Source organism: Glutamicibacter sp. MCAF14 (assembly GCF_052114325.1).
In the GTDB taxonomy this organism is placed as follows: Bacteria; Actinomycetota; Actinomycetes; order Actinomycetales; family Micrococcaceae; genus Glutamicibacter; species Glutamicibacter arilaitensis.
The window spans coordinates 827,807-850,276 of record NZ_JBFREO010000004.1 but is presented as its reverse complement, the minus strand read 5'-3'; the positions used below and the strand labels follow the sequence as shown (position 1 = coordinate 850,276).

At 60.2% G+C, this 22,470-nt stretch carries 20 protein-coding genes; 8 read left to right on the top strand and 12 right to left on the bottom strand.

Annotation, left to right across the window (positions count from 1 at the left end; all coding sequences use genetic code 11):
* Positions 1–79: 79 nt before the first annotated feature.
* From AB4Y71_RS11570 to tkt, 9 genes are all read right to left on the bottom strand, one after another.
* Positions 80–775 (bottom strand): potassium channel family protein, encoded by a 696-nt coding sequence (locus AB4Y71_RS11570; RefSeq protein ID WP_441720498.1) that lies wholly within the window; start codon positions 773–775, stop codon positions 80–82.
* Positions 768–2,135 carry a TrkH family potassium uptake protein gene (locus AB4Y71_RS11565; RefSeq protein WP_441720496.1) on the bottom strand — a complete coding sequence of 456 codons (1,368 nt, stop codon included), beginning with the start codon at positions 2,133–2,135 and terminating at the stop codon, positions 768–770. Before AB4Y71_RS11565 ends, AB4Y71_RS11570 begins: the two co-directional genes overlap by 8 nt.
* Before the next feature lie 225 nt (positions 2,136–2,360).
* Positions 2,361–3,344 (bottom strand): NAD(P)/FAD-dependent oxidoreductase, encoded by a 984-nt coding sequence (locus AB4Y71_RS11560; protein WP_441720494.1) that lies wholly within the window; start codon positions 3,342–3,344, stop codon positions 2,361–2,363.
* Positions 3,345–3,426: 82 nt separating this feature from the next.
* Positions 3,427–4,167, bottom strand: a complete 741-nt coding sequence (gene pgl / locus AB4Y71_RS11555; protein ID WP_441720492.1) for a 6-phosphogluconolactonase — start codon at positions 4,165–4,167, stop codon at positions 3,427–3,429.
* Positions 4,157–5,098: a glucose-6-phosphate dehydrogenase assembly protein OpcA gene (locus tag AB4Y71_RS11550; RefSeq protein WP_013349237.1), complete on the bottom strand. Its 942-nt coding sequence runs from the start codon at positions 5,096–5,098 to the stop codon at positions 4,157–4,159. Before AB4Y71_RS11550 ends, pgl begins: the two co-directional genes overlap by 11 nt.
* Positions 5,095–6,615: a glucose-6-phosphate dehydrogenase gene (zwf, locus tag AB4Y71_RS11545; RefSeq protein ID WP_102597527.1), complete on the bottom strand. Its 1,521-nt coding sequence runs from the start codon at positions 6,613–6,615 to the stop codon at positions 5,095–5,097. Before zwf ends, AB4Y71_RS11550 begins: the two co-directional genes overlap by 4 nt.
* A 6-nt stretch (positions 6,616–6,621) precedes the next feature.
* Positions 6,622–8,196: a glucose-6-phosphate isomerase gene (locus AB4Y71_RS11540; protein ID WP_441720490.1), complete on the bottom strand. Its 1,575-nt coding sequence runs from the start codon at positions 8,194–8,196 to the stop codon at positions 6,622–6,624.
* Positions 8,197–9,300, bottom strand: coding sequence for a transaldolase (tal, locus tag AB4Y71_RS11535; RefSeq protein WP_134779997.1), 1,104 nt, complete (start codon positions 9,298–9,300; stop codon positions 8,197–8,199).
* A gap of 18 nt (positions 9,301–9,318) precedes the next feature.
* The gene (tkt, locus tag AB4Y71_RS11530) at positions 9,319–11,433 is read right to left on the bottom strand and encodes a transketolase (RefSeq protein WP_441720488.1); all 2,115 of its coding nucleotides are present in this window, start codon (positions 11,431–11,433) and stop codon (positions 9,319–9,321) included.
* Between the two features lie 857 nt (positions 11,434–12,290).
* On the opposite strand from tkt, the gene AB4Y71_RS11525 reads away from it, so the two are divergent.
* The 3 genes from AB4Y71_RS11525 (at position 12,291) to AB4Y71_RS11515 (ending at position 14,688) form a co-directional block, all read left to right on the top strand.
* Positions 12,291–13,193, top strand: coding sequence for a heme o synthase (locus AB4Y71_RS11525; protein ID WP_013349232.1), 903 nt, complete (start codon positions 12,291–12,293; stop codon positions 13,191–13,193).
* A 213-nt stretch (positions 13,194–13,406) separates the two neighbouring features.
* Positions 13,407–13,757 (top strand): PadR family transcriptional regulator, encoded by a 351-nt coding sequence (locus tag AB4Y71_RS11520; RefSeq protein ID WP_441720486.1) that lies wholly within the window; start codon positions 13,407–13,409, stop codon positions 13,755–13,757.
* Complete coding sequence (locus AB4Y71_RS11515; protein WP_441720484.1) at positions 13,741–14,688, top strand: HAAS signaling domain-containing protein; 948 nt, start codon at positions 13,741–13,743, stop codon at positions 14,686–14,688. The genes AB4Y71_RS11520 and AB4Y71_RS11515 overlap by 17 nt, the downstream gene beginning before the upstream one ends.
* 68 nt (positions 14,689–14,756) lie before the next feature.
* Here AB4Y71_RS11515 and AB4Y71_RS11510 read toward each other — a convergent pair whose 3' ends face one another.
* The 3 genes from AB4Y71_RS11510 to AB4Y71_RS11500 are packed head-to-tail and all read right to left on the bottom strand — an operon-like array spanning position 14,757 to position 17,440.
* Positions 14,757–15,695, bottom strand: a complete 939-nt coding sequence (locus AB4Y71_RS11510; protein WP_441720482.1) for a COX15/CtaA family protein — start codon at positions 15,693–15,695, stop codon at positions 14,757–14,759.
* A 30-nt stretch (positions 15,696–15,725) separates the two neighbouring features.
* A complete protein-coding gene (locus tag AB4Y71_RS11505) occupies positions 15,726–16,490 on the bottom strand; it encodes an ABC transporter permease (protein WP_013349228.1) in 765 nt (254 codons plus the stop codon).
* A complete protein-coding gene (locus AB4Y71_RS11500; protein WP_013349227.1) occupies positions 16,487–17,440 on the bottom strand; it encodes an ABC transporter ATP-binding protein in 954 nt (317 codons plus the stop codon). Before AB4Y71_RS11500 ends, AB4Y71_RS11505 begins: the two co-directional genes overlap by 4 nt.
* A gap of 191 nt (positions 17,441–17,631) precedes the next feature.
* On the opposite strand from AB4Y71_RS11500, the gene AB4Y71_RS11495 reads away from it, so the two are divergent.
* From AB4Y71_RS11495 to AB4Y71_RS11475, 5 genes are read left to right on the top strand one after another with little or no spacing between them, the layout of a single operon-like run.
* Entirely contained in the window at positions 17,632–18,417 is a 786-nt protein-coding gene (locus tag AB4Y71_RS11495) for a helix-turn-helix transcriptional regulator (RefSeq protein WP_102597531.1), read from the top strand.
* Positions 18,414–19,874: a Fe-S cluster assembly protein SufB gene (gene sufB / locus AB4Y71_RS11490; RefSeq protein WP_134780002.1), complete on the top strand. Its 1,461-nt coding sequence runs from the start codon at positions 18,414–18,416 to the stop codon at positions 19,872–19,874. The genes AB4Y71_RS11495 and sufB overlap by 4 nt, the downstream gene beginning before the upstream one ends.
* 2 nt (positions 19,875–19,876) lie before the next feature.
* Positions 19,877–21,157 carry a Fe-S cluster assembly protein SufD gene (sufD, locus tag AB4Y71_RS11485; protein WP_417364118.1) on the top strand — a complete coding sequence of 427 codons (1,281 nt, stop codon included), beginning with the start codon at positions 19,877–19,879 and terminating at the stop codon, positions 21,155–21,157.
* A 60-nt stretch (positions 21,158–21,217) separates the two neighbouring features.
* Positions 21,218–21,976, top strand: a complete 759-nt coding sequence (gene sufC / locus AB4Y71_RS11480) for a Fe-S cluster assembly ATPase SufC (protein ID WP_417364116.1) — start codon at positions 21,218–21,220, stop codon at positions 21,974–21,976.
* Positions 21,977–21,986: 10 nt separating this feature from the next.
* Positions 21,987–22,331 (top strand): metal-sulfur cluster assembly factor, encoded by a 345-nt coding sequence (locus AB4Y71_RS11475; RefSeq protein ID WP_013349222.1) that lies wholly within the window; start codon positions 21,987–21,989, stop codon positions 22,329–22,331.
* Positions 22,332–22,470: the final 139 nt, after the last annotated feature.

The window sequence follows — 22,470 nt, the reverse complement described above, 5'->3', positions numbered from 1 at the left end:
CTTACCAAGCATGCAACAGGCGTCTTCCTTCGGGAAGGCGCCTGTTGCGCTAACCGCACTTGTGAAGGCCGACTGGACCCTAGGTGAGCTGCGCGAATTTTTCCGTATCGGCGATTGAACCGAGGACCAGGATGCGGTCGCCGGTCTGCAATACGGTATTCCCATCCGTGTTCTTCCATTCACCGGCGGCGTTAGCGGTGGCCGCAATGGTCACCCGGTATTTATTGCGAACTGCGGCATCACTGAGCTTGATCCCATGCAAAACCGAAGGTGCGGTCATTTTCACCATGGCATACCCGGGATCGACCTCCAGGTAGTCCATCAGGGAACCGCGCACCAGGTGTGCAACCCGCTTGCCCATGTCTTTTTCCGGGTAAACGATATGGTGGATTCCCAGCTGTTCCAGGATGAGTCCGTGCCGGTCATCTTGGGCCTTGGCCCAGATTTCCGGGATCCCCATGCTCATCAATAGGGAGCAGCACAAGATGGATGACTGCAAGTGGCTGCCTACGGCGACCACCACGTGGTGGAATTCTTGGATTGAGAGCTGTTCGAGGGTCTCGCGGCTTGAAGCATCGGCTCGTACCACGTGCGTCAGCTGCCCATTCATGGACTGGACATTGTTCTCATGCACATCAATGCCCAGAACGTGGGTGCCGGATTGCATCAGTTCCAAGGCTAGGGATTGGCCAAAGCGTCCGAGGCCGATCACCGCCACTGAATCGGCTTTCGACAGCCCATTGGCACCATTTCGAAAATTAAACAGCTTAGCCAATGGCCGGCCTTTCCTTCGGGAGTTCGTAGAGTGCTTTTCGATCGCGCAAGGCCAGTGCGGAACCCAGCGAGAGGACGCCGACACGGCCGAGATACATTAATGCGATGAGGATGGCTTTGGCAGGGTCCGGCAGTTCCGGAGTGATCCCGGTGGACAGCCCAACAGTGCCAAAGGCGGAAGTGGCCTCGAAGAGGCAACGATCCAGGGAATAATCGGTGAGCAGCAACAGTCCCATCGTGCCCAAGAATACCGCCCCGACACCCAGCAAGGCGACGGTGATGGCTTGGCGGTGCACCGAGCGGGACAACCGCTTGCCGAGGATATTCACGGCCGTCTCGCCACGCAGTTCGGTCAGCATGATGAATAGCAGGACCGCCGCTGTGGTGATCTTGATTCCGCCGGCGGTGCCCGCTGGCCCGCCGCCGATGAACATCAGCACGTCCATGCCAAGCCATGAGGCGGAATGCATCGCGCCGATATCGATGGAATTGAAGCCCGCAGTACGCGTCTGCACCGAGTGGAAGAATCCGGCCAGGATCCGCTGTCCCGGTTCAAGGTTTCCCAGTGTACGTGGATTGTTCCATTCCATGGCAGTGATGAACACGGTGCCCATGATGAGCAGCAATGCTGTCATGAGCAGGACCAGACGGGTGTTCATGGACCACTTCAGCGAATGGCGCCAATGATGCCGCAGCTGGAGAAGCACAGGGAATCCCAGTCCACCCAGAATGATGGCCCCGCTGATGGGAATGCATAGCCATGGGTCTGCAACGAAATCCATCAGGTTGTTCGAATACAGGGCGAATCCTGCGTTATTGAAGGCCGAGACCGCATGGAACACCCCATGCCAGATCGCTCGGATCGGTTCATGGTCGTAGGCCAGCCAGAAGCGAACGGTCAGGATGATGGCCACCATGGATTCGATTGCCAGCGATAATTTCAGGATCATCAATGCTGCTGTGCGCACATCCGCGCCGGAAACAGCCGAACTCTCGCGTTGGGTGGAAAGCCGGGTCAGGTAGCCGATTCGACCCATGACCAGCATGCTCAGCAACGAGGCAATCAGCATCAGGCCCAAGCCGCCAGCCTGGATCAGCACTAGAATGACGATTTTGCCGAAGAGGGTGTAGTGGGTTGCCGTGTCCAGCACCGTCAGGCCAGTGACGCAAATGGCCGAAGTAGCGGTGAAGATCCCGTCTACCAGGGGAGTGAAGGTGCCTTGGGTGTTGGCGGCAGGGGAAGACAGGAGCAGACCGCCCACGAGGATTGCTCCGGCAAATGCGAAGGCTACTGCGCGCGCTGGCCTAGCCAGAACGTTGTGCTGCGCTTTCGCAGAGCGCCGGAAAGGGTGAAGAATCATGGGATCGCAATGCTCGGAATATCGTCTCGCGAAACCGTGGGACGAGTAGTACGAATGAAATACTACGCCCGGTTTTGAGGCTGTCAATGGTGATTCGCGCCACTTGGGCGCGGTACGAAATCCTGCTACCGCTCAAGCCGATCCGAGCAATGCTAGCCGATGCCTCGGATATGCAGACCGGCAGCCGTGCAGGAATGCGAGGCCACCGGTTAGCAGTTGGGAATTCTAGCTTTGGAGCAGCTCGACCACGCGTTGCGCGGTGCCCCAGGACAAGGTGACTCCGGCTCCACCGTGGCCATAAGCGGCAATGACAGGCATTGCGTGGCCGTCGATGCGCTCCAGGCGGATCGTCTCGCGTGCAGGGCGCAGCCCCACCTTGTGTTCCAGGACTTCGCAGCCGGCCAGTTGGGGGACCAGCCCGGTGGCACGGCTGAGCATGTCCTCGGCCGTTTGCGCGTCAACTTCTAGGTTGTAGTCGTTGGCTACGTCGGTTCCGCCAACGATGATGTCAGTTCGGCGCGGAATGATGTAGGAAACTCCGTGCGGATGCTCGTCGTAGCACAGCCAGTTAGCCAGGCCCGGGGAGTTGGCCAGACGGATCACTTGGCCACGGATGGGGTAGACGCTCTGATCATCCCCGGTCAGTTCCGCCCCGCGCAGGCCAGTAGCCAGTACCACGAGATCTGCTTCGCCCTCCAGGTCATTCAGGGACTGGAGGTTGCGCTTGATGAACTGCACGCCTTGGACCTGGACCTGGGCGTGCAGCCAGGACAGGTAGGTGGACATGGTGATGACCGGGACGGTGGCGTACATGCCGGCTGCCGCGATCTGCGGAAGATCGGCTGACGGGGCCTCGGTGGCGTTGGTGACGATTTGTGCCCAGGAGCGGTCTTCGTCGGCCGAGCCTTCCAAGTTCAGGCCGTAACGCAGGTCCACACCGGTCTCCGGATTCTCCGCGAGCTGTTCAAAGCGAGCCAGGGACCGGCGCAGCAGCAGATCGGCGGCTTGAGAGTTCTCGGAGTGGTAGGGGAACCAGATCGCGGCGGCGACCGCAGAGACGGTCTCCAGCGGATCCTGGTCGTGGATGACGGTGACCTGGTGTCCGGCGGAAGCTAGTTCATGGGCGGTGGACAGGCCGATGACGCCGGCACCGATCACGGTGATCCGGGCAGATGGCTGTGCGGCGTCGGACAGCGAGGCGGTAGGCATGCGAACCTTTCAAATACGGGAGGAGGGAGAGCAAAGGCCGGTGCCGTGATCGAAGATCAGGACACCGGCCGAGCCGTGGTTGCTAGAGCAGAGTTGCCGCAGCGCGGTCGATGATCCAGCGGGTGGCTTCAGTGCCGTGCACGGCCGAGGCTGGAACAGCAACCTCATTGATCTCGTGCTGGGCCTTGGCCAACGCTGGAGCCTTGTCGGCGCCGGTGACGATCAGCCACACCTCTTTGGCGGTGTTGATCGTGCCCATGGTGAGCGTGACACGGTGCGGAGGCGGCTTGGGGGAATCGTGGACGGCGATGACCCCTGGCTGATCCGAACGAGTGTGGTTCGGGAAGAGCGAGGCCACATGCGAGTCCGGGCCCATGCCGAGCATCAGCACGTCGAACGCGGGGTTCAAGGCGCCTTGTTCGGCTTCAGCTGCCAGTTCGGCCGCGTAGGCTTCGGCAGCCTGCTCAGCGGTGTAGTACTTGTCGCTGGCACCCATGGCATGCACGGTGGATCGATCCAGGCCCAATTCATCCAGTGCTGCGAACAGCGCTTCGGCCTGCAATACGTTGCGGTCAGCCGAATCGGTGGCGACAAAACGCTCGTCGCCCCACCAGAAGTGCACCTGCGACCAGTTCACCGAGGTCTTGGCCGGGTTGGCGGCAACAGCCTCCAAGGCGGCGATGCCCAGCGAACCTCCGGTGACCACCACGTGGGCGACACCGCGGGCGGCTAGTGCGTCGGCGATCGAGGTGATCAGCCGGGCCGCAATGGCGTTGGCGGTAGCTTCAGGGTCTTCATGGATGAGAATTTGCCTAGCGATCACTGGATCTGATGCTCCTTAGATTGGTCAGGTTCAAGCCCTTGGTGATGACTTCGCCGAAGACATCGTCAGCGTCCAGCCGGCGCATTTCCTCGGCCAGGCATTCGGCCACCGAACGGCGCGGCAAGGAGATGCGCTGCGGGGCGGAACCTGGCAGGTAGAGGTGCGCGACGGCCCCGGAAGGCCGCGAGAGCTCGACGTCGCCGGCTTCACGAGCCAGCCGCACGCTCGATAGCCCGCCGTTGGACTTGTCCGCGGCGATGGTCACCGGCACGTCCAGGCACATGGTCAGCCAGGCTGCCAGCAAGGTGGTGGACGGAGAATTATCCGACCCCTTCACCGTGATGCCGTTCAGCCCGTCGGTGCCGATCAGGTCGATGATGCTGGCCAGCTGGGCACGCCACAGGGTCAGCCGGGTCCACGCCAGGTCGGTATCGCCGGCCCGGTAGGTGGCAATGCGGCTGAACAGTGCGGCCGTGGGATCTTCGGTTTCAGCCGAATCGGTGATCCTGCGGTGCGCCAGCTTGCCCAGCGCGGTGCCGGCAGGGTCCTGCGGCACTCCGTGCGGCCACCAGGCCACGATCGGTGCATCGGGCAGCAGCAGGGCGGAGATCAGTGCCTCGTCGGCCACGACATCCGGACCGTAGGTGCGCATGACGATGACTTCGGAGGCACCTGCGTCTCCGCCTACGCGGATCTGCACGTCCAACCGGTTGGCCTCGGACTTGTTGCCGCGCACCACGACGATGATTCGGCAGGGGTGCTCGCGGCTAGCTAAGTTGGCGGCCTCGATGGCGTTCTCGGCGAAGCCTTCGCGGGTGATGACAACCAGGGTCATGACCCGCGACAGGGCTACTACGCCGTGGGTGCGGCGCGAGGAGATCAGCTTCTTGGCCACCTTGGAGGTGGTGGTGTTTGGAAGGTCGATCATCATGGTCGTCGCCAGCTCCTGCCATCTTTCGCCATCAGCTCATCGCTGCTTTCCGGGCCCCACGAACCCGGAGCGTAAGGCTCGGGCTGGGTGGGCAGCGAAGCCCAGTATTCCTCGAAGGGATCCAGGATGCGCCAGGACTGCTCGACTTCTTCGTGGCGGGGGAACAGCGGCGGTTCGCCCAGCAGCACGTCGAGGATCAAACGTTCGTAGGCCTCGGGGGAGGATTCGGTGAAGGCGTTGCCGTAGCCGAAGTCCATGGTCACATCGCGGATCTCCATCTGGGTGCCGGGCACCTTGGAGGAGAAGCGGATGGTAGCGCCTTCGTCTGGCTGCACGCGGATCACGAAGGCGTTCTGGCCGAACTCGTCATCCTCGTGGTCGGTGAACAGCAGGTTCGGGGCCTTCTTGAATACCACCGCGATCTCGGTGACGCGTCGTCCCAGGCGCTTGCCGGCGCGCAGGTAGAACGGCACCCCGGACCAGCGGCGGGTGTTGATGTTCAACCGCACCGCCGCATAGGTTTCGGTCTTGGATTTCGGGTTGAAGCCCTCTTCGTCCAGGAAGCCGACGACTTCTTCAGCTCCCTGCCACCCGGAGGTGTACTGGCCGCGGGCACTGGCCGCTCCCAGGTCCTCGGGCAGCTGGACTGCGGTGAGCACCTTTTCCTTTTCGCTGCGCAGGTGGTCCGCGTCGAAGGAGATCGGTTCTTCCATCGCAGTCAGCGCGAGCAGCTGCAGCAGGTGGTTCTGGATGACGTCGCGGGCCGCGCCCACGCCGTCGTAGTAGCTGGCACGCCCGCCTATGCCGATGTCCTCGGCCATGGTGATCTGCACGTGGTCCACGTACTTGTTGTTCCACAATGGTTCGAACATCTGGTTGCCGAAGCGAAGGGCAAGCAGGTTCTGCACCGTTTCCTTGCCCAGATAGTGGTCGATGCGGAAGACCGCATCCGGTGGGAACACCGATTCCACGATTTCGTTCAGCTCGCGGGCGCTTTCCAGGTCATGGCCGAATGGCTTCTCGATGACCACGCGTTCCCAGCCCGGGTTCTTGTCCTTGGCCAGCTTGTGCTCGGCCAGCTTCTGGCAGACCACTTCGAACCAGCTAGGCGGAATCGAGAGGTAGAAGGCGTGGTTGCGTCCGGTGGAACGCGATTCGGCCAGCTCATCAAGGGTTTCGGCCAGCTTCTCGTAGGCACCGTCGTCGTCGAAGGCACCGGAGATGAAGCGCATTCCGGCGGCCAGCTGGGCGAAAACTGTTTCGTTGAAGGGGGTGCGGGCGCTGGCCAGAATCCATTCGCGGGCCTGGTTGGCGAAGTCCTGCGCCGTCCAGTCTCGGCGGCCGAAGCCGACGATCGCGAAGTTCGGGGGAAGCAGTCCGCGGTTAGCCAGGTCGTAGACCGCTGGCATGAGTTTTTTGCGGGCAAGGTCGCCGGTGATTCCGAAGAACACCAGCGCGCCCGGACCGGCAATGCGGTTAAGCCGCCGGTCGCGGGCGTCGCGTAGTGGATTGCTCATAGTGCCTTACTTCGCTGCCTCAATCAGGGCAGCGATTCCTGCGGCGCGGTCCGTGAGGTTCACGCGCAGCACTGGGCGGTTATGTTCGGCGTCAGCCAGTACTGCGCCATCGCCGATCGCCTGGGCGGTGATCAAGCCGCCGAAGGTGTACGGACGTTCCGGGATCTCAAGGTCTTCCTTGTGGTCCGCGGTGACCTGCAAGAACACGCCCTGTGCCGGGCCGCCCTTGTGGTATTGGCCGGTGGAGTGCAAGAAGCGCGGACCCCAGCCGAAGGTGACTGGACGGCCGGCCTTTTCAGCCAGCAGATCACGCAGCGCGGCAAGCTCCTGATCCGCAGTGCGGTTCAGGTACGCCTGGATGGCCAGGTAGCCGTCTGCAGGCAGCTGCGCGGTGAGCTGCTCCAGCGCCGCATCCAAGGTCTTGGCCTCGGTGCCGTAGAGCTCAACTGGCCCATCCACTGCATCCGGTGCAGTTTCCGCTGGAGCATCAAGCATGGAACGGGCAGCAATCTTCGCAGCCTCGACATCAGGCTGGTCGAAGGGGCTGATGCCCAGCAGGTAGCCGGCTACGGCGGTGGCGTACTCGAAGATCATGAACGCGGTGCCCAGCGGTGCACTGAAGTGCACAGCGGTGGCGTCCTCGTCGAAATCCTCAGGCAGCGCGTCGTAGACGAACAGCGGCAGCACGTCCGCAGCCAGGTTCTTCAGCTCCGGAGCATCCACATGCGCGGCAACAGGCAGCACGCCCTTGCCTTCCTTGCCTGTGGACTCGGCGATCAGCTGCTCGGCCCAGTCGCCGAAGCCCGGCAGGGCGTCGCCAACACAGGCAATCAGCAGCTTGTCGCGGCCCGCGGTAGCCATGGCGGCACCCAGGTGCAGCGCGAGGTTGTCCTCGTCGTCCAATGCCAGCACGTCGTTGACCAGCCCGGATTCTTCAACCAGGGCTTCGATGTCCGCACCGGCCAGGCCCGAAGGGACCAGGCCGAAAGCGGTCAGCGCCGAGTAGCGCCCGCCAACGTTCGGATCAGCGTTGAACACCGCGCGCACGCCTTCAGGCTTATCCATTGGCGAGCCCGGATCGGTGATAAGCACCAGGCGGGTGGCTGGATCGATGCCTGCAGCCTGGAAGGCTGCGGTGAAGGCACGGCGCTGCGAGTCGGTTTCCACGGTGGAACCCGACTTGGAAGCAACCACCACGACGGTGTGCTCCAGGTCGGTCTCCACAATCTGCTTGACCATCGACGGATCGGTGGTGTCGCAGATGACCAGTTCCACCTCGTCATTGGCGGTGATGACCTCAGGGGCCAGCGAGGAGCCGCCCATGCCGCACAGCACGATGCGGGTCAGGCCCTCTTCTTGCAGCTCGTCGCGCAGATCCAGGATCTGCGGGATCAGCTTGCCTGCGGCCTCGAAGGGACTGACCCAACCGAGGCGGATGGCTGATTCAGCTTCTGCCTCAGGACCCCAAATGGTTGGGTCCTGGGCGGCGATGCGGCTGCCGATCTTCGCTTCGATCAGCTTCGGGAGCAACGCGTCGACGGAGGCCAGGGCCTCGCCGGAGGTTACAAGACCAAGCTCCATCTACTTGGCTCCCTTCAGTGCCACAGCCATGTCCTCAAGCAGTTCGTTCCATGCAACGTCGAACTTCGATACGCCTTCAACCTCAAGCAGGTCCACGACCTCGTTGTAGTCGATGCCCAGCGCAGCGAGCTTGTCCAGCACGCGGTTGGCGGCGTCGTAGCTGCCGGCGATCGCGTTGCCGCGGACCTCTGCTTCAGCCGCGGTGGCGTCCAGGGTCTTCTCCGGCATGGTGTTCACGGTCTGCGGTGCAACCAGCTCGGTGACGTACAGGGTCGATGGGTAGGCAGGATCCTTCACGCCGGTCGAAGCCCACAGTGGACGCTGGACGTTGGCGCCGGCAGCTGCCAGCACCTCGTAGCGTGCCGAAGCGAAGGACTCTTCGAAGACCTGGTAGGCCAAGCGGGCGTTGGCTACGCCGGCCTGTCCGCGTACGGCTGCTGCCGCATCGGTGCCGATGGCATCCAGGCGCTTGTCGATTTCCGAATCCACGCGGGAAACGAAGAAGGAAGCGACCGAGTGGATCTTGGACAGGTCCAGGCCCTCGGCCTTGGCCTTCTCCAGGCCCAGCAGGTAGGCGTTGATGACCTCGCGGTAGCGTTCCAGCGAGAAGATCAGGGTGACGTTCACCGAAATGCCAGCGGCAATGGTTTCGGTGATTGCTTCCAGGCCCTCGACGGTTGCCGGGATCTTGATCAGCACGTTCTCGCGGTTCACGCGCTCGTACAGGGCCTTGGCCTGGGCGATGGTTGGTGCGGTCTCGTGAGCCAGGCGGGGATCAACCTCGATGGACACGCGGCCATCGAAGCCCTTGGAGGACTCGTAGATGCCCTTGAACAGGTCGCAGGCTGCTGCCACGTCATCGCTGGTGATCTCGGTGATCGCGTCTTCTACCGAGCGGTGCTTCTGCTCGGCAATCGCCTGGCCATAGACCTCTGCCTTGGACAGTGCCGCGGCGAAGATCGATGGGTTGGTGGTCACGCCGACCACGTTCTTCTCTTCGATCAGCTTGGCCAGCGAGCCGCTGGTCAGTCGTTCACGCGAAAGGTCGTCCAACCAGATGGAGACGCCAGCGTCGGACAGGGCCTGAGTATTCGGGTTGCTCATAATAGTTACTTCAGTTCCTTACTTGGCAGCGTTCTGCAGGGAGGTTTCGGCGGCGGCTACAACAGCCTCGGTGGTGATGCCGAACTCCGAGTACAGCTTCTTGTAATCGGCGGAAGCGCCGAAGTGATCGAGCGAAATGATTTCGCCATGTGCCCCGACCAGCTCGCGCCAGCCCTGGGCTACGCCGGCTTCAACCGAAACGCGGGCGGTGATCGCGGCGGGCAGGACCTCTTCGCGGTAGGCAGCATCCTGCTTGGCGAACCATTCCAGCGAAGGCAGGGATACCACGCGGGCAGCGATGTTCTTGGCTGCCAGTGCTTCACGGGCCTCAACGGCCAGCTCAACCTCGGAACCGGTAGCCAGCAAGATGACATCCGGGGTGGTCTCTGCGCCGTCGCGGACGGCTTCGGCCAGGATGTAGCCGCCCTTCAGGGTGCCTTCTGCGCCGCGGAAGCCGGTGGCCGCGCGGTCGTAGATTGGCAGGTTCTGGCGGGAAAGCACGATGCCCGATGGGGTATCGGTCAATTCCAGCATGCCGCGCCATGCGTAGGCGACCTCGTTGGCATCCGCTGGGCGGACCACATCGAAGTTCGGGATGATGCGCAGGCTAGCGAGCTGCTCCACTGGCTGGTGGGTCGGGCCGTCTTCGCCCAGGCCGATGGAGTCGTGGGTCCATACGAAGATCGACGGGACGCCCATCAGTGCGGCCAAGCGGATGGCCGGACGCTGGTAGTCCGAGAAGATCAGGAAGGTGCCGGAGAATGCACGGGTTGGGCTGGAGAGCACAATGCCGTTCACGATCGAAGCGGCAGCGTGCTCGCGGATGCCGAAGTGCAGTACGCGGCCGTATGGGCTGGCGGACCAGGTATCGGTGGAGCGGCGCTCAGGTGCGAAGGACTTCGCGGTCTCGATGGTGGTGTTGTTCGAACCGGCCAGGTCGGCAGAGCCGCCCCAGAGTTCTGGCAATTCATCGGCGATCGCGTTGATGACCTTGCCCGACGCGGCGCGGGTAGCCATGGTGGAGCCTGGCTCGAAGGTTGGGATCTTCTCGGTCCAGCCTTCTGGCAGCTCGCCGGCCTGCAGGCGTGCAAGCAGTGCGGCTTCTTCAGGGTTGGCGGACTTCCAAGCTTCGAAGGTCTCGTTCCACGAGGCGTGCAGCTGCGCACCGCGGGTGACGATCTCGCGGGCGTGAGCCAGCACGTCATCTTCGATCTGGAAGTTCTTCTCCGGGTCGAAGCCCAGAACCTTCTTTAGGCCAGCTACTTCTTCGGTGCCCAGCTTGGAGCCGTGGATGCCGCCGGTGTTCTGCTTGGTTGGCGAAGGCCAGCCGATGATGGTGCGCAGGCTGATGATCGATGGGCGCGAGGTTTCGGCCTTGGCTGCGCGGATTGCTGCATCCAGTGCAGCCATGTCCTCGACGTATTCGCCGGTGACGGTCCAGTCAACGCGCTGGGTGTGCCAGCCGTAGGACGCGTAGCGGCCCAGCACGTCTTCGGTGAAGGCGATGTCGGTGTCGTTCTCGATGGAGATCTTGTTGTCATCGTAGATCACAACAAGGTTGCCCAGTTCCTGGTGGCCGGCCAGCGAGGAAGCCTCGGAGGTGACGCCCTCCTGCAGGTCGCCATCGGAAGCGATGACGTACACGGTGTGGTCGAATGGGCTGGTGCCGGCTTCAGCGGCAGGATCCAGCAGGCCACGCATGCGGCGCTGGGAGTAGGCGAAGCCAACGGCGGAGGCCAGGCCCTGGCCCAGTGGGCCGGTGGTAATCTCAACGCCGGCGGTGTGGCCGAACTCAGGGTGGCCCGGGGTCTTGGCACCCCAGGTACGTAGTGCTTCGATGTCTTCCATCTCCAAGCCGTAGCCGGAGAGGAACAGCTGCAGGTACAAAGTCAGCGAGGTGTGTCCGGGGGAGAGCACGAAGCGGTCGCGGCCGATCCAGTTAGGATCCTTCGGATCATGGCGCAGGTGCTTCTGGAAAATCAAGTAGGCGGCCGGAGCCAAGCTCATTGCGGTACCGGGGTGGCCATTGCCAACTTTTTCGACGGCGTCGGCTGCCAAGACACGAGTGGTGTCAATGGCCTTACGATCCAACTCGGTCAGTGAGAATTCTTCTACTAAGGATTCAGTCGCCACAGCGGCGTTCCTTCCATTCGGGCTTGGACGGGAAATTTCTCCCGCTGACACGCAATACGCCGTCGCCTCCTCATGCCCCGGCTTTGCTTCATAACAGGGGGATGGCAGGTCGCGACGGCGCAATCTGAGTCAACCCTATCGCGAATTGACGTTTTCAGGCGTTGAATTTTGCAAGATGACACAGAATTAATCAGTTTGCACAGGAGGTTGCGCGCCAGCGGGCATTAGTGCCATGGCGTGAGCAAACGCGTCAATCATTCTGTGCATTTGTGCTCTCCTGCCTTAACTTGCGGCCAATTCTGCCGAAGATGCTCTGCCTTAGCGTGCGGACGAAGCGAGACTTACAAAACACAATTTTTGTGCCACGAGGAATTATCTGATTAAGGCTTTGTTTCGCTGGTGGCAGGAGTTGCCGTTTCCTTGGATGCGGAAAGTTCGGAACGTAGGCATTTCATCGGGTTCGACTGTTCCCTCCAGCGGCTAGGGGTCGTTGGCAAGATGGTTCTGACCGAGGAGGCTTGAGGCGCTGTTGCGCCGCTGGGGGAATCGAAGGGCCGTGCTCGGCGGTATGCGCCACTGCCGGCGGGAGTCGTACGGCGGCATTGGTTGTGCGGCAGGGGTGTGGCTTATATGTTGTGCAGGAGTCGAGGCGAAGGGGTACTAATTGATCCAAATCACCTTGTTTGGGATGTGATCCTCTCCGTGGGGAGTTTCAATCAATTTCTATCCAGCGTAGAATGACAGTGTCTGTCTTGTACCCATGAAGAACTGAGTGCGTTTAATTGAAGACTCAAAGTGTCGCCGGAGCATCAGTGCCACGCGCCTCGCGTCAACCTGGTGAAAGCACCGGAGACTTTATGAAGCGTAAGGCTCTCGCCTATCTAGCATTGACGAAGCCTCGCGTGATCGAGTTGCTGCTTGTGAGCACCCTTCCGACCATGATCTTTGCCGAGCGCGGATTCCCCGCCGTTTGGCTGATGATCTCCACCCTCGTTGGTGGTGCCATGGCCGCAGGTGCTTCGGGCGCATTCAACTGCTATATCGACCGCGATATGGACAAGTTGATGAAGCGTACCAAGGGCCGTCCGCTGGTGACCGGTGACCTGACTCCGAAGGAAGCGCTGATTTTCTCGTGGAGCCTGGCCGTTGCGTCCCTGATCGTGTTGTGGGTCGGGACTAACCCGCTGACCACTGCATTGGGCTTGGCCGCCATCCTGCTCTACGTCGTCTTCTACACGTTGATTCTCAAGCGTCGTACCGCGCAGAATATCGTCTGGGGCGGCATCGCCGGATGCATGCCGGTGCTGATTGCTTGGGCCGCTGTAAAGAACACCATCGAATGGCCAGCAGTCATTCTGTTCCTGGTGATCTTCCTCTGGACCCCGCCGCACTACTGGCCACTGTCCATGAAGTACGCAGATGACTACAACGCAGCTTCGGTGCCGATGCTCGGTGCTATTGCCAACGCACGTCGCGTTTCGGTGCAGGTAGTGCTCTACGCATGGGCTACTGTCGTTTGCTCGATGCTGCTGGTGCCGCTGGGCAACGCAGGCATTCTCTACACCGCAATCGCTGGTGGTGCAGGCATCTGGTTCGTCTACGAATCCCACGTGCTCTACCGCGAAGCGCAGGGCAACCATAAGCCAGCCGAGGTCAACCGCAAGGCCATGAAGGTCTTCCACATCTCCATCACCTACCTCACGATCGTATTCCTGGCTCTGGCCGTTGACCCGTTCGTAGGCAGCCCGCTGTTCGGCTAGAAGCTAGAACGGCAGCTTAGATTCAGAAAGTGCCCTGCCGGGGAACCAGCATCAGTTGGTTTCCCGGCAGGGCACTTTTCTGCGTTGTGGGCGTACTTGTTCACCGGCCCGCGTGGCATCAAAGCGTGATCCTCAGAATCAGTGGTTGCTCTTGACAGAGGAATATCCTAAATCTTGCTATGCAAGTCTTGTTACGCAAGGTATTCTCATTCCATGTCCGATCAACGCGAAAAAATCGCTACCAACATACGCAAGGGTGTCCTTGAGTACTGCGTGCTGGGTTCGCTAGCCGGCGGAGATAAATACGGGCTGGAACTGGCAGAAGAACTCACTGCGCGGCAGCTCACCGCCAGCGAGGGAAGTCTGTATCCACTCTTGGCACGCATGAAAACCACGGGCCTGGTTGAGACCTACTGGGAAGAAGGCGGGTCGGGCCGCAAGCGCAAGTACTACACGATTACGGAGCACGGGCATCTGATGCTTGGCGAGTTCCGTGAAGTATGGGAAGCAATTTCACTGCAGGTAACCGAACTTCTTGGAGGGCAACATGGCATCGACAGCTGAGTACCAAAGTGCGGAAACGTACCTGCAGGCCTTGGGCAAGCTCCTGCGCGATGCGCCAAGGGATATGGGAGCCGAGCTTTTGGAAGATGTGGCGCAGCATATCGAGGAGGGTAGGGCACTGGGCAGGAGAGATGAGCAGATCCTGGGCGCGCTAGGCGCCCCGGAGACTGTTGCCGCCCCACTGACGGCCCAACTCAAGGCATCCCGAGAGCGAGCTCCGCTGCGCAGGAAAAGCCTCGTGCTCGGTGCCGTGGCACTAATCCTGGGAGTCCTTGTCTCCATCATTGACGGGTCAATGGCGGATACTCTTGGCGATCGGATTGTGGGCAATCAGGCGCCTCCGATCCAAGGAGGCTATGACTCAATCTATAAGTTTGGCGCGTTACAGCTTTTGATCTTCGCGATCTTCGGACTTGGCGTATCTGCCTCTGCCGTCATGAAGGGGAGAGCAGCACTCATCTACAGCTATGTGATTGCCGGTTGCATGAGCATACTGGTTGCTGGTTTTATCACCAGCAGTGGCATCTTCTATGTTCCCTCGATGGTCACGGCGTGGATGTTCGTTGGAATTCATAGGGGAACTGCCGGGTCAGTGCATCGTGCGGGGCGAGTGAAACGGATGCGTACCATCGGAGGCATCTGCCTGCTGTTGCCGGTCGTATTCCTCGTGTCAGGATTGTTCTCGGGGATCGAGCCGAGCGTGGCAGCATACCTCTATCTGGCGCTGGGATTGGCCTGCGGCATTGGGTTCTTGGCCAATTTCCGCCCTGCTCTCTGGGTCACCTGTACCAGCGGTGCCGCACTCTTGGTGGCTTCCGTTATCGATCAGGGTCTGCTGCTTGCGGGAATTTGGTTGGTAGGAACCGTCTATTTCTTCTTTGGACTTCATGGGCTGCTGCGGTTCAAACGCCGGGCGGCTCAAAGCCGATAGCCCTTAACGACTCAGGGTTGCCCTGCACCTAAAGTGCAGGGCAACCCTGAGTTATCTAATGCGGAATCCTAGGCATCGCTGCGCTGGTAATCCGGAAGGATAGCTGCCCGGTCCCAGACGTTTGCCGAAGCTGAAAGAAGCAAGCTGGCGCCCAGCATGTGAGAGAGCACCAAGGCGACAGGCAGGCCATTGAAGTGCTGGATGTAGCCGATGGCTGCCTGGATCGCAATGGCCGCTACAAGCCACCAGATGGCGGTGCGAAGCTGGGCGTTGCCAACCTGCCTGTAGGCCAGGACCAGTACCACGATGGTGGCAAATACCAGCAGGTACACCGGAGCGGTATGCATGCGGGTGACCAGCAGCGGATCAAACAAGTGACGCGGTGCATCGGCGTCGCCTGCGTGCGGGCCGGTGCCGGTAACGATAGTTCCGAAAGCTACCGCCAGCAGGGAGAAGATCCATGCCGCGAAGGAGACCTGGCGGATCGACTTGCTGCTGTGTTCGATCGTGCGGCCCTTCAGCTCCTTGGCGGTGCGATTGACCTGGAAGGTGGCCATGATGACCAGGGCTCCGGAAATCAGGAAGTGCACCGAAACAACCCATGCGTTCAGGCCGGTCCACACGGTAATGGCGCCAACCAGCGCCTGAAGCGCGATGCCAGCGAGCAAGCCGATGGACAGCTTGTACAGGGTGCGGTGGGTAGGGCGCATCTTCCAGATGGAAATCAGGAAGGCGACGGCGATTACCAGCAGGACGAAGGTCAGCAGGCGGTTGCCGAACTCGATGATTCCGTGGATGCCCATTTCCGGGACAGGGGTCATCGACCCCGGGACGCAGTTGGGCCATTGGGAGCAACCGAGGCCCGACTCCGTGAGCCTTACTGCTCCACCGGTGACGATAATGCCAATCTGGGAGACCAGGGATGCGATCGCCAGAGCGTGCACGAGGCGGGTTACCTTCGTGGGCAGCTTATCGGCCCAGCTGTTGGAGGCTAGGACTGAAGACATTGGAATCTCCCTTTTGAAATTGAGTGGTGGCTAGCTCCATTTGAACAGCTTGATGGCTGCAAAGGAGCCAGCTACTGTCCAAAGGACCAAGAAGATGAGGCCAGCGAGGCTGAACTGGCCGTGGATCAGTGCATCGCGCATGGCATCGCCCAGCGCGGCGGAAGGCAAAGCATTCAACGTTGGCTGGGCCCAATCAGGTGCCATGCTCAGCGGGTAGAGGACACCGCCGGCGCCGGCCAGCAGGATCCATGCCAAGTTAGTGATTGCCAAGGTCGCCTCTGGGCGCACAGTTCCGGCGATGAGCAGGCCCAGCGCCGTAAACGCCGCTGCACCCAAGAGCAGGAAGAGGATGGCCGGAGCGATGCCCCAGAGATTCGGGTGCCAGTCCAAGAACAGCAACGCGACCGAGCAGATCAGTATGACCTGGATCAGCAAGACCGAAAGCACGGCAATAACCTTGCCGAAAATCAAGCCCGTCTTGCCTAGTGGCGTTGTCGAGAACATGGTGAGCACACCGTAGCGGCGGTCGAAACCTGTGCCGATTCCCTGGCCGGTGAAGGCCGTGGAAATGACGCATAAGGCCAGCACGCCGGGGACCGCGGCATCGATGCTGCGCTCGGCGACGTCCTTGACCAGATCGGTCAGGGTCAGTACGAACAGCGCAATGAGCGGCATGACAACAGCGAGAATCAGCTGCTCGCCATTGCTGAGCATCTGGATTGACTCGTACTTGCCCTGGTTCAGGATTCGGCGTAGTGGCGAAACAGCATTGGACTGAGTCTGCGTATGGCTCAAACCCGTCCCTCCTTCTGGGCGATTTCGAGGAAGACGTCTTCGAGGCTTCGTGACTGCAAGTTCAGCTGAGTTGGCAAAATGCCCTCCCGGAGCCACCAACTGGTCAGCCAATTCAAATGTTCGGGGGAGTTGACTCCATCAAGCCGGTACTGGCCAGACTCGGTCTCCGCTAGATGCAATCCTGCAGGCGGTTCGGGAAGAGCCAAACTTGCGGGTGCGCAGAAGGATACGGGGCGGGTGTCTTGATCCTCGGCTGCGCGGGCTGTCAGCTCAGCAACGGTTCCCTGCGCAACGGTGCAGCCCTTGTCGATGATGTAGACGTAGTCGCTCAGGCGCTGTGCGTCATCCATGAGGTGGGTGGTGAGGATGATGGCCTTGCCGGCATCGCGAAGTTCGGCAATGAGATCGAAAACTACCTGGCGGGACTGCGGGTCCAGACCTGCACTTGGTTCATCGAGGAACAGTACTTCTGGATCACCGGCAAGTGCCAGGGCCAAGGCGACACGCTGTTTTTGCCCGCCTGAGAGGCGGCGGATGGTGCGGGTGCCGAATGATTCGAGATCCAGGCGCTTGATCAAGGCATCGATGTCGATGGGATTCTGGTAAAGCGAAGCAACATGGCGTAGTAAAGGCACTGGTCGCATCGATGGTGGCAGTCCGCCATCTTGGAGCATGACTCCGACACGGGAGCGCAAGTCCGGATTATCACCGAAGGGGTTTTGTCCCAGAAGTTCGACGGTGCCACCCTCGGGCTGCAGCAACCCCTGAGCGCAAGCGAGGGTCGTTGATTTGCCGGCCCCGTTTGCACCCAACAGGGTGGTAACCTGCCCCGGATAGGCTTTTAGCGACACCGACTCCAGGACTCGCAACATGCGGTTGCCCATGGCGGGAACTGGACCTAGATCTTTAGCCAGCTCGTTGATTACGAGGCTGGGAGTTACAGAAGACACTGAAACATTCTACGTCATGTCGAAGTAGCTGTGCTGAGTGGTTAGTCACCAACCCTCGAGTTCCGTTGCAGGTGACGAGACAATAGAAGTGCCAGAAGTTTGAAACAAGCAAAAGTACTAGCGGGGCAAGCCATTCCTTAGTAAGTGCTTCCTTACTAGACCTAGCGCAAAAATTTACGCATGATTGTGTTGTGTATTCATCAAATTCAGAATCAGCTAGTGGCTCGACTGCCGCGACGGTTGGCGCAGTTGGGGATACCGAGGAGCGCACGCGAGACCGCGTCCTTTATGCAGTACTTGAGGACGGGCCGGTCAGTGCGGCTGAGCTTGGAAGCAAGCTTGGCTTCACGCCCGCTGCGGTCCGACGCCACCTCGACGCGCTCTCGAAGTCGGGACTCGTTGAGGTAAAACTGGTGGCGAACCAGAAGACCGGAGCCGGACGTCCATCTCGCCGCTACGTGCTTTCGCACCGTGGCCAGACGAAGTTGGGCAACGATTATCTGGAAATCGCCACTGACGCATTGAAGATGCTCGGTGATGCAGCAGGCGAGGACGCAATTCAGAAGTTTGCGCGTAATCGTTTCGCATCGATGGAAGACCGATATGCCAAGGCACTTGCCGGCGTTGAAGGGCTGGAAGCACGAGCCGAGGTACTGGGCAACTTGCTCAGCGCCGACGGATTCGTGGGATACACCCGAAAAGTTGATACAAAAGTGGCAACCGCACTGATGCACAGCGTTCAGCTGTGCCAGGGGCACTGCCCGATACAAGACTTGGCACGAGAGTTTCCAGTGTTTTGCGACATGGAAACGGAAATGTTCGCTCGCTTGCTGGGCGTTGACGTTCGACGATTGTCAACGTTGGCCGGCGGCGGACACGTGTGCACGACCCACATCCCTGTGGGGCGTGAAAAGGCGCCAATGCGCGCCGAGAAGAGAACTCGAATTCAGTTCACGAAGCAGGAGAGGCCGCGATGACGGATCAGATTGCACAGGAGTCTGCCGACCCGGGTGTAATTTCCGAAATTCTGGAGAAGAACCCCGAACTCCATGGAATCGGCAATTACGAATACGGCTGGTCAGACAAGAATGACGCGGGTGCGAATGCACGCCGCGGCGTCGACAAGGACGTTGTGGCGAACATTTCCGCCCTCAAGTCCGAGCCAGAATGGATGCTGGAGCGCCGCCAGAAGGCGCTGAAGTACTTCGATCGCAAGCCAATGCCTACCTGGGGTCCAGACCTCTCGGGCATTGACTTCGACAACATCAAGTACTTCGTCCGCTCCACTGAGAAGCAGGCAACCACCTGGGACGAGCTTCCAGAAGACATCAAGAACACCTACGACAAGCTGGGTATTCCTGAGGCTGAAAAGCAGCGCCTGGTTTCCGGCGTTGCCGCTCAGTACGAGTCTGAGGTTGTCTACCACCAGCTGCGTGAAGACCTTGAAGCCCAGGGCGTCATCTTCCTTGATACCGATACCGGTTTGAAGGAACACCCTGAGATCTTCCAGGAATACTTCGGCTCGGTTATTCCGGCAGGCGATAACAAGTTCGCTTCGCTGAACACCGCTGTATGGTCCGGTGGCTCGTTCGTTTATGTCCCCAAGGGCGTTCACGTCGAAATCCCACTGCAGGCTTACTTCCGTATCAACACGGAAAACATGGGTCAGTTCGAACGTACCCTGATCATCGCCGATGAGGATTCCTACGTTCACTACATCGAGGGTTGCACCGCGCCGATCTACCAGTCGGACTCGCTGCACTCGGCAGTAGTCGAGATCATCGTGAAGAAGAACGCCCGCGTTCGCTACACCACGATCCAGAACTGGTCGAACAACGTGTACAACCTGGTGACCAAGCGTGCTGTCTGTGAAGAGGGCGCCACCATGGAATGGGTCGATGGCAACATCGGTTCCAAGGTCACCATGAAGTACCCAGCTGTCTACCTGGTTGGCGAGCATGCCAAGGGCGAGACCCTGTCCATCGCCTTCGCCGGCGAGGGCCAGCACCAGGACACCGGTTCGAAGATGGTCCACATCGCACCGAACACCTCCTCGGCAATTGTTGCCAAGTCGGTGGCTCGTAACGGTGGCCGTTCTGCTTACCGCGGCCTGGTACAGGTTCAGGAAGGCGCCAAGGGCACCAAGAACTCGGTAGTTTGTGACGCATTGCTGGTTGACCAGATCTCGCGTTCGGATACCTACCCATACATCGACGTCCGCGAGGATGACGTGACCATGGGCCACGAGGCAACCGTTTCGCGCGTGTCCGAGGAACAGCTGTTCTACCTCATGTCCCGCGGCATGGCCGAGGACGAGGCCATGGCAATGATCGTGCGCGGCTTCGTTGAGCCAATCGCACGCGAGCTGCCTATGGAGTACGCGCTGGAACTGAACCGCCTTATTGAACTTCAGATGGAAGGATCGGTCGGCTAAGAATGTCGGAGACCACCACCCATATCCCAGAAGAGAAGGCGCGCATCGGCGCACCATCGATTCCTGGTTTCACCGAAGAGGGCGAAGACCTTTCGCCCATCAACGACAACGACAGCTCGCCGCTGGCCGGCGCCTCTTCCAAGGCACACAGCCACGGTGGCGGCGTTGGCGTGCAGGATTCTTCGCGTGCCGGTCGTCTGACCAGCACCAACGTTGATGACTTCGCCAAGCTGACCGGTCGTGAAGAAGACTGGCGTTTCACCCCGCTCAAGCGCCTGAAGGGCCTGCACACCGATGAACTGACCGGTGCAGCTCCGAAGGTTGAACTGACCGGAAACGAGATCGCCAAGCTTTCGGTAGTGTCCGCTGATGACGCGCTGAACGGCGTGGCTCACACCCCGGATGACCGTGTTTCGGCCAACGCTTGGAAGTATGCTTCCGAGACCCAGGTCCTGACCATCCCGAAGAACGCTGAGGGCGCCCAGGCGACCTTGCGCATCACCGGTGAGTCGCTGGCTGCTGCAGCACAGCACATCATCGTTGTCGCCGAGGAAAACTCCGAAGCTACCGTGGTCCTTGACCACGTGGGCTCGGCAGTGCTGGCACAGAACGTCGAATTCGACGTTCAGGCCAACGCCCGTCTGACCGTGATTTCGCTGCAGGCCTGGGAGGATGACGCTGTTCATGCTTCCTCGCAGCAGGCACTGGTTGCCGCTGGCGGTTCGTTCAAGCACATCGCAGTCACCTTCGGTGGCGACTTGGTGCGCGTGAACCCATCGGCTCGCTTCACCGGCGAACGTGCGGAGATCGAGCTGTACGGCTTGTACTTCGCTGACGCCGGCCAGCACCTTGAGCACCGCTTGTTCGTTGACCACGCTGTGGCCAACTGCAAGTCCAACGTGCTGTACAAGGGTGCACTGCAGGGCAAGGATGCACACACCGTTTGGGTTGGCGACGTGCTGATCCAGAAGGAAGCAGTGGGCACCGATTCCTATGAAGCGAACCGCAACCTGGTTCTGACCGACGGCGCTCGTGCCGACTCGGTTCCTAACCTGGAAATCGAAACTGGTTTGATCGATGGTGCTGGCCACGCATCGACCACCGGTCGTTTCGATGATGAGCACCTCTTCTACCTGATGGCTCGCGGCATCGATGAAAAGACCGCCCGCCGTCTGGTAGTGCGCGGCTTCCTGAACGAAATCGTTCAGCATATCGGCGATGAAGCTCTACAGGAGCGTCTGACCGACACCATCGAAGACGAATTGGCGGCAACTGACAACTAGTCAGTGCTTGCTTCACCAGTTTTTAGCCTTAGAGCTTTTTAGAAAGAAACGGAACGACGTATGTCTACTCTGGAAATCAAGGACCTGCACGTCTCGATTGACACCGAGCAGGGCGAGAAGGAAATTCTCAAGGGTGTAACCCTGACCATCAAGACCGGCGAAACCCACGCAATCATGGGCCCTAACGGCTCGGGCAAGTCGACCTTGGCTTCGACCATCGCTGGCCACCCACGCTACAACGTCACCTCCGGCACCATCACCCTCGACGGTGAAGATGTCCTGGAGATGAGCGTTGACGAGCGTGCCAAGGCTGGCCTGTTCCTGGCTATGCAGTACCCAGTAGAGGTACCAGGCGTAACCATGACCAACTTCCTGCGTACCGCCAAGACCGCAATCGACGGCGAAGCTCCGAAGCTGCGTACCTGGACCAAGGACGTCAAGGAAGCCATGAGCAAGCTGAAGATCGATGCCGACTTCGCTGGCCGTAACGTCAACGAAGGCTTCTCCGGTGGCGAGAAGAAGCGCGTAGAAATCCTGCAGCTGGAACTGTTCAAGCCTAAGTTCGCAGTACTGGACGAGACCGACTCCGGTCTGGACGTTGACGCGCTGAAGGTTGTCTCCGAAGGCGTTAACCGCGCTCAGGAAGAAAATGAAATGGGCACCCTGCTCATCACCCACTACACCCGCATCCTGCGCTACATCAAGCCAGAATTCGTGCACGTGTTCGTGGACGGCCGCGTTGCAGAACAGGGCGGCCCGGAGCTGGCTGACCGTCTGGAAGAAGAAGGCTACGACCGCTACCTGAACGTCAAGGCCTAAGGTTACAGTCATGAGCGAATCGACCGAACAGAGCACGGGAGCCACTACGACTCCTCTGGAAGACGTTGAGGAAGCGCTCAAGGACGTCATTGACCCTGAATTGGGTGTCAATATTGTCGACCTGGGTTTGCTGTACGGCCTGAAGTACGCAGAAGACGGCGTACTCTTGCTGGACCTTACGCTGACCACCGCTGCTTGCCCGCTCACCGATATCATCGAGGAGCAGGTTGGCCAGGCGCTGGAGAGCGTTGTAGACGAGCACCGACTGAACTGGGTTTGGATGCCACCATGGGGTCCAGAACGCATTACCGATGATGGTCGCGATCAGATGCGAGCCCTAGGGTTCAACATCTAATCACGGCTAATACGCAAAGAACCGCTCACTGCGAAAGGTGAGCGGTTCTTTGCGTTATCTCCACTGCCTTCGCGTACTCGAAGGCGGAAAAGATAGCAGAAGCGCTTCAGAGACAAGCGGATGCTTTCGTATTCGCTCG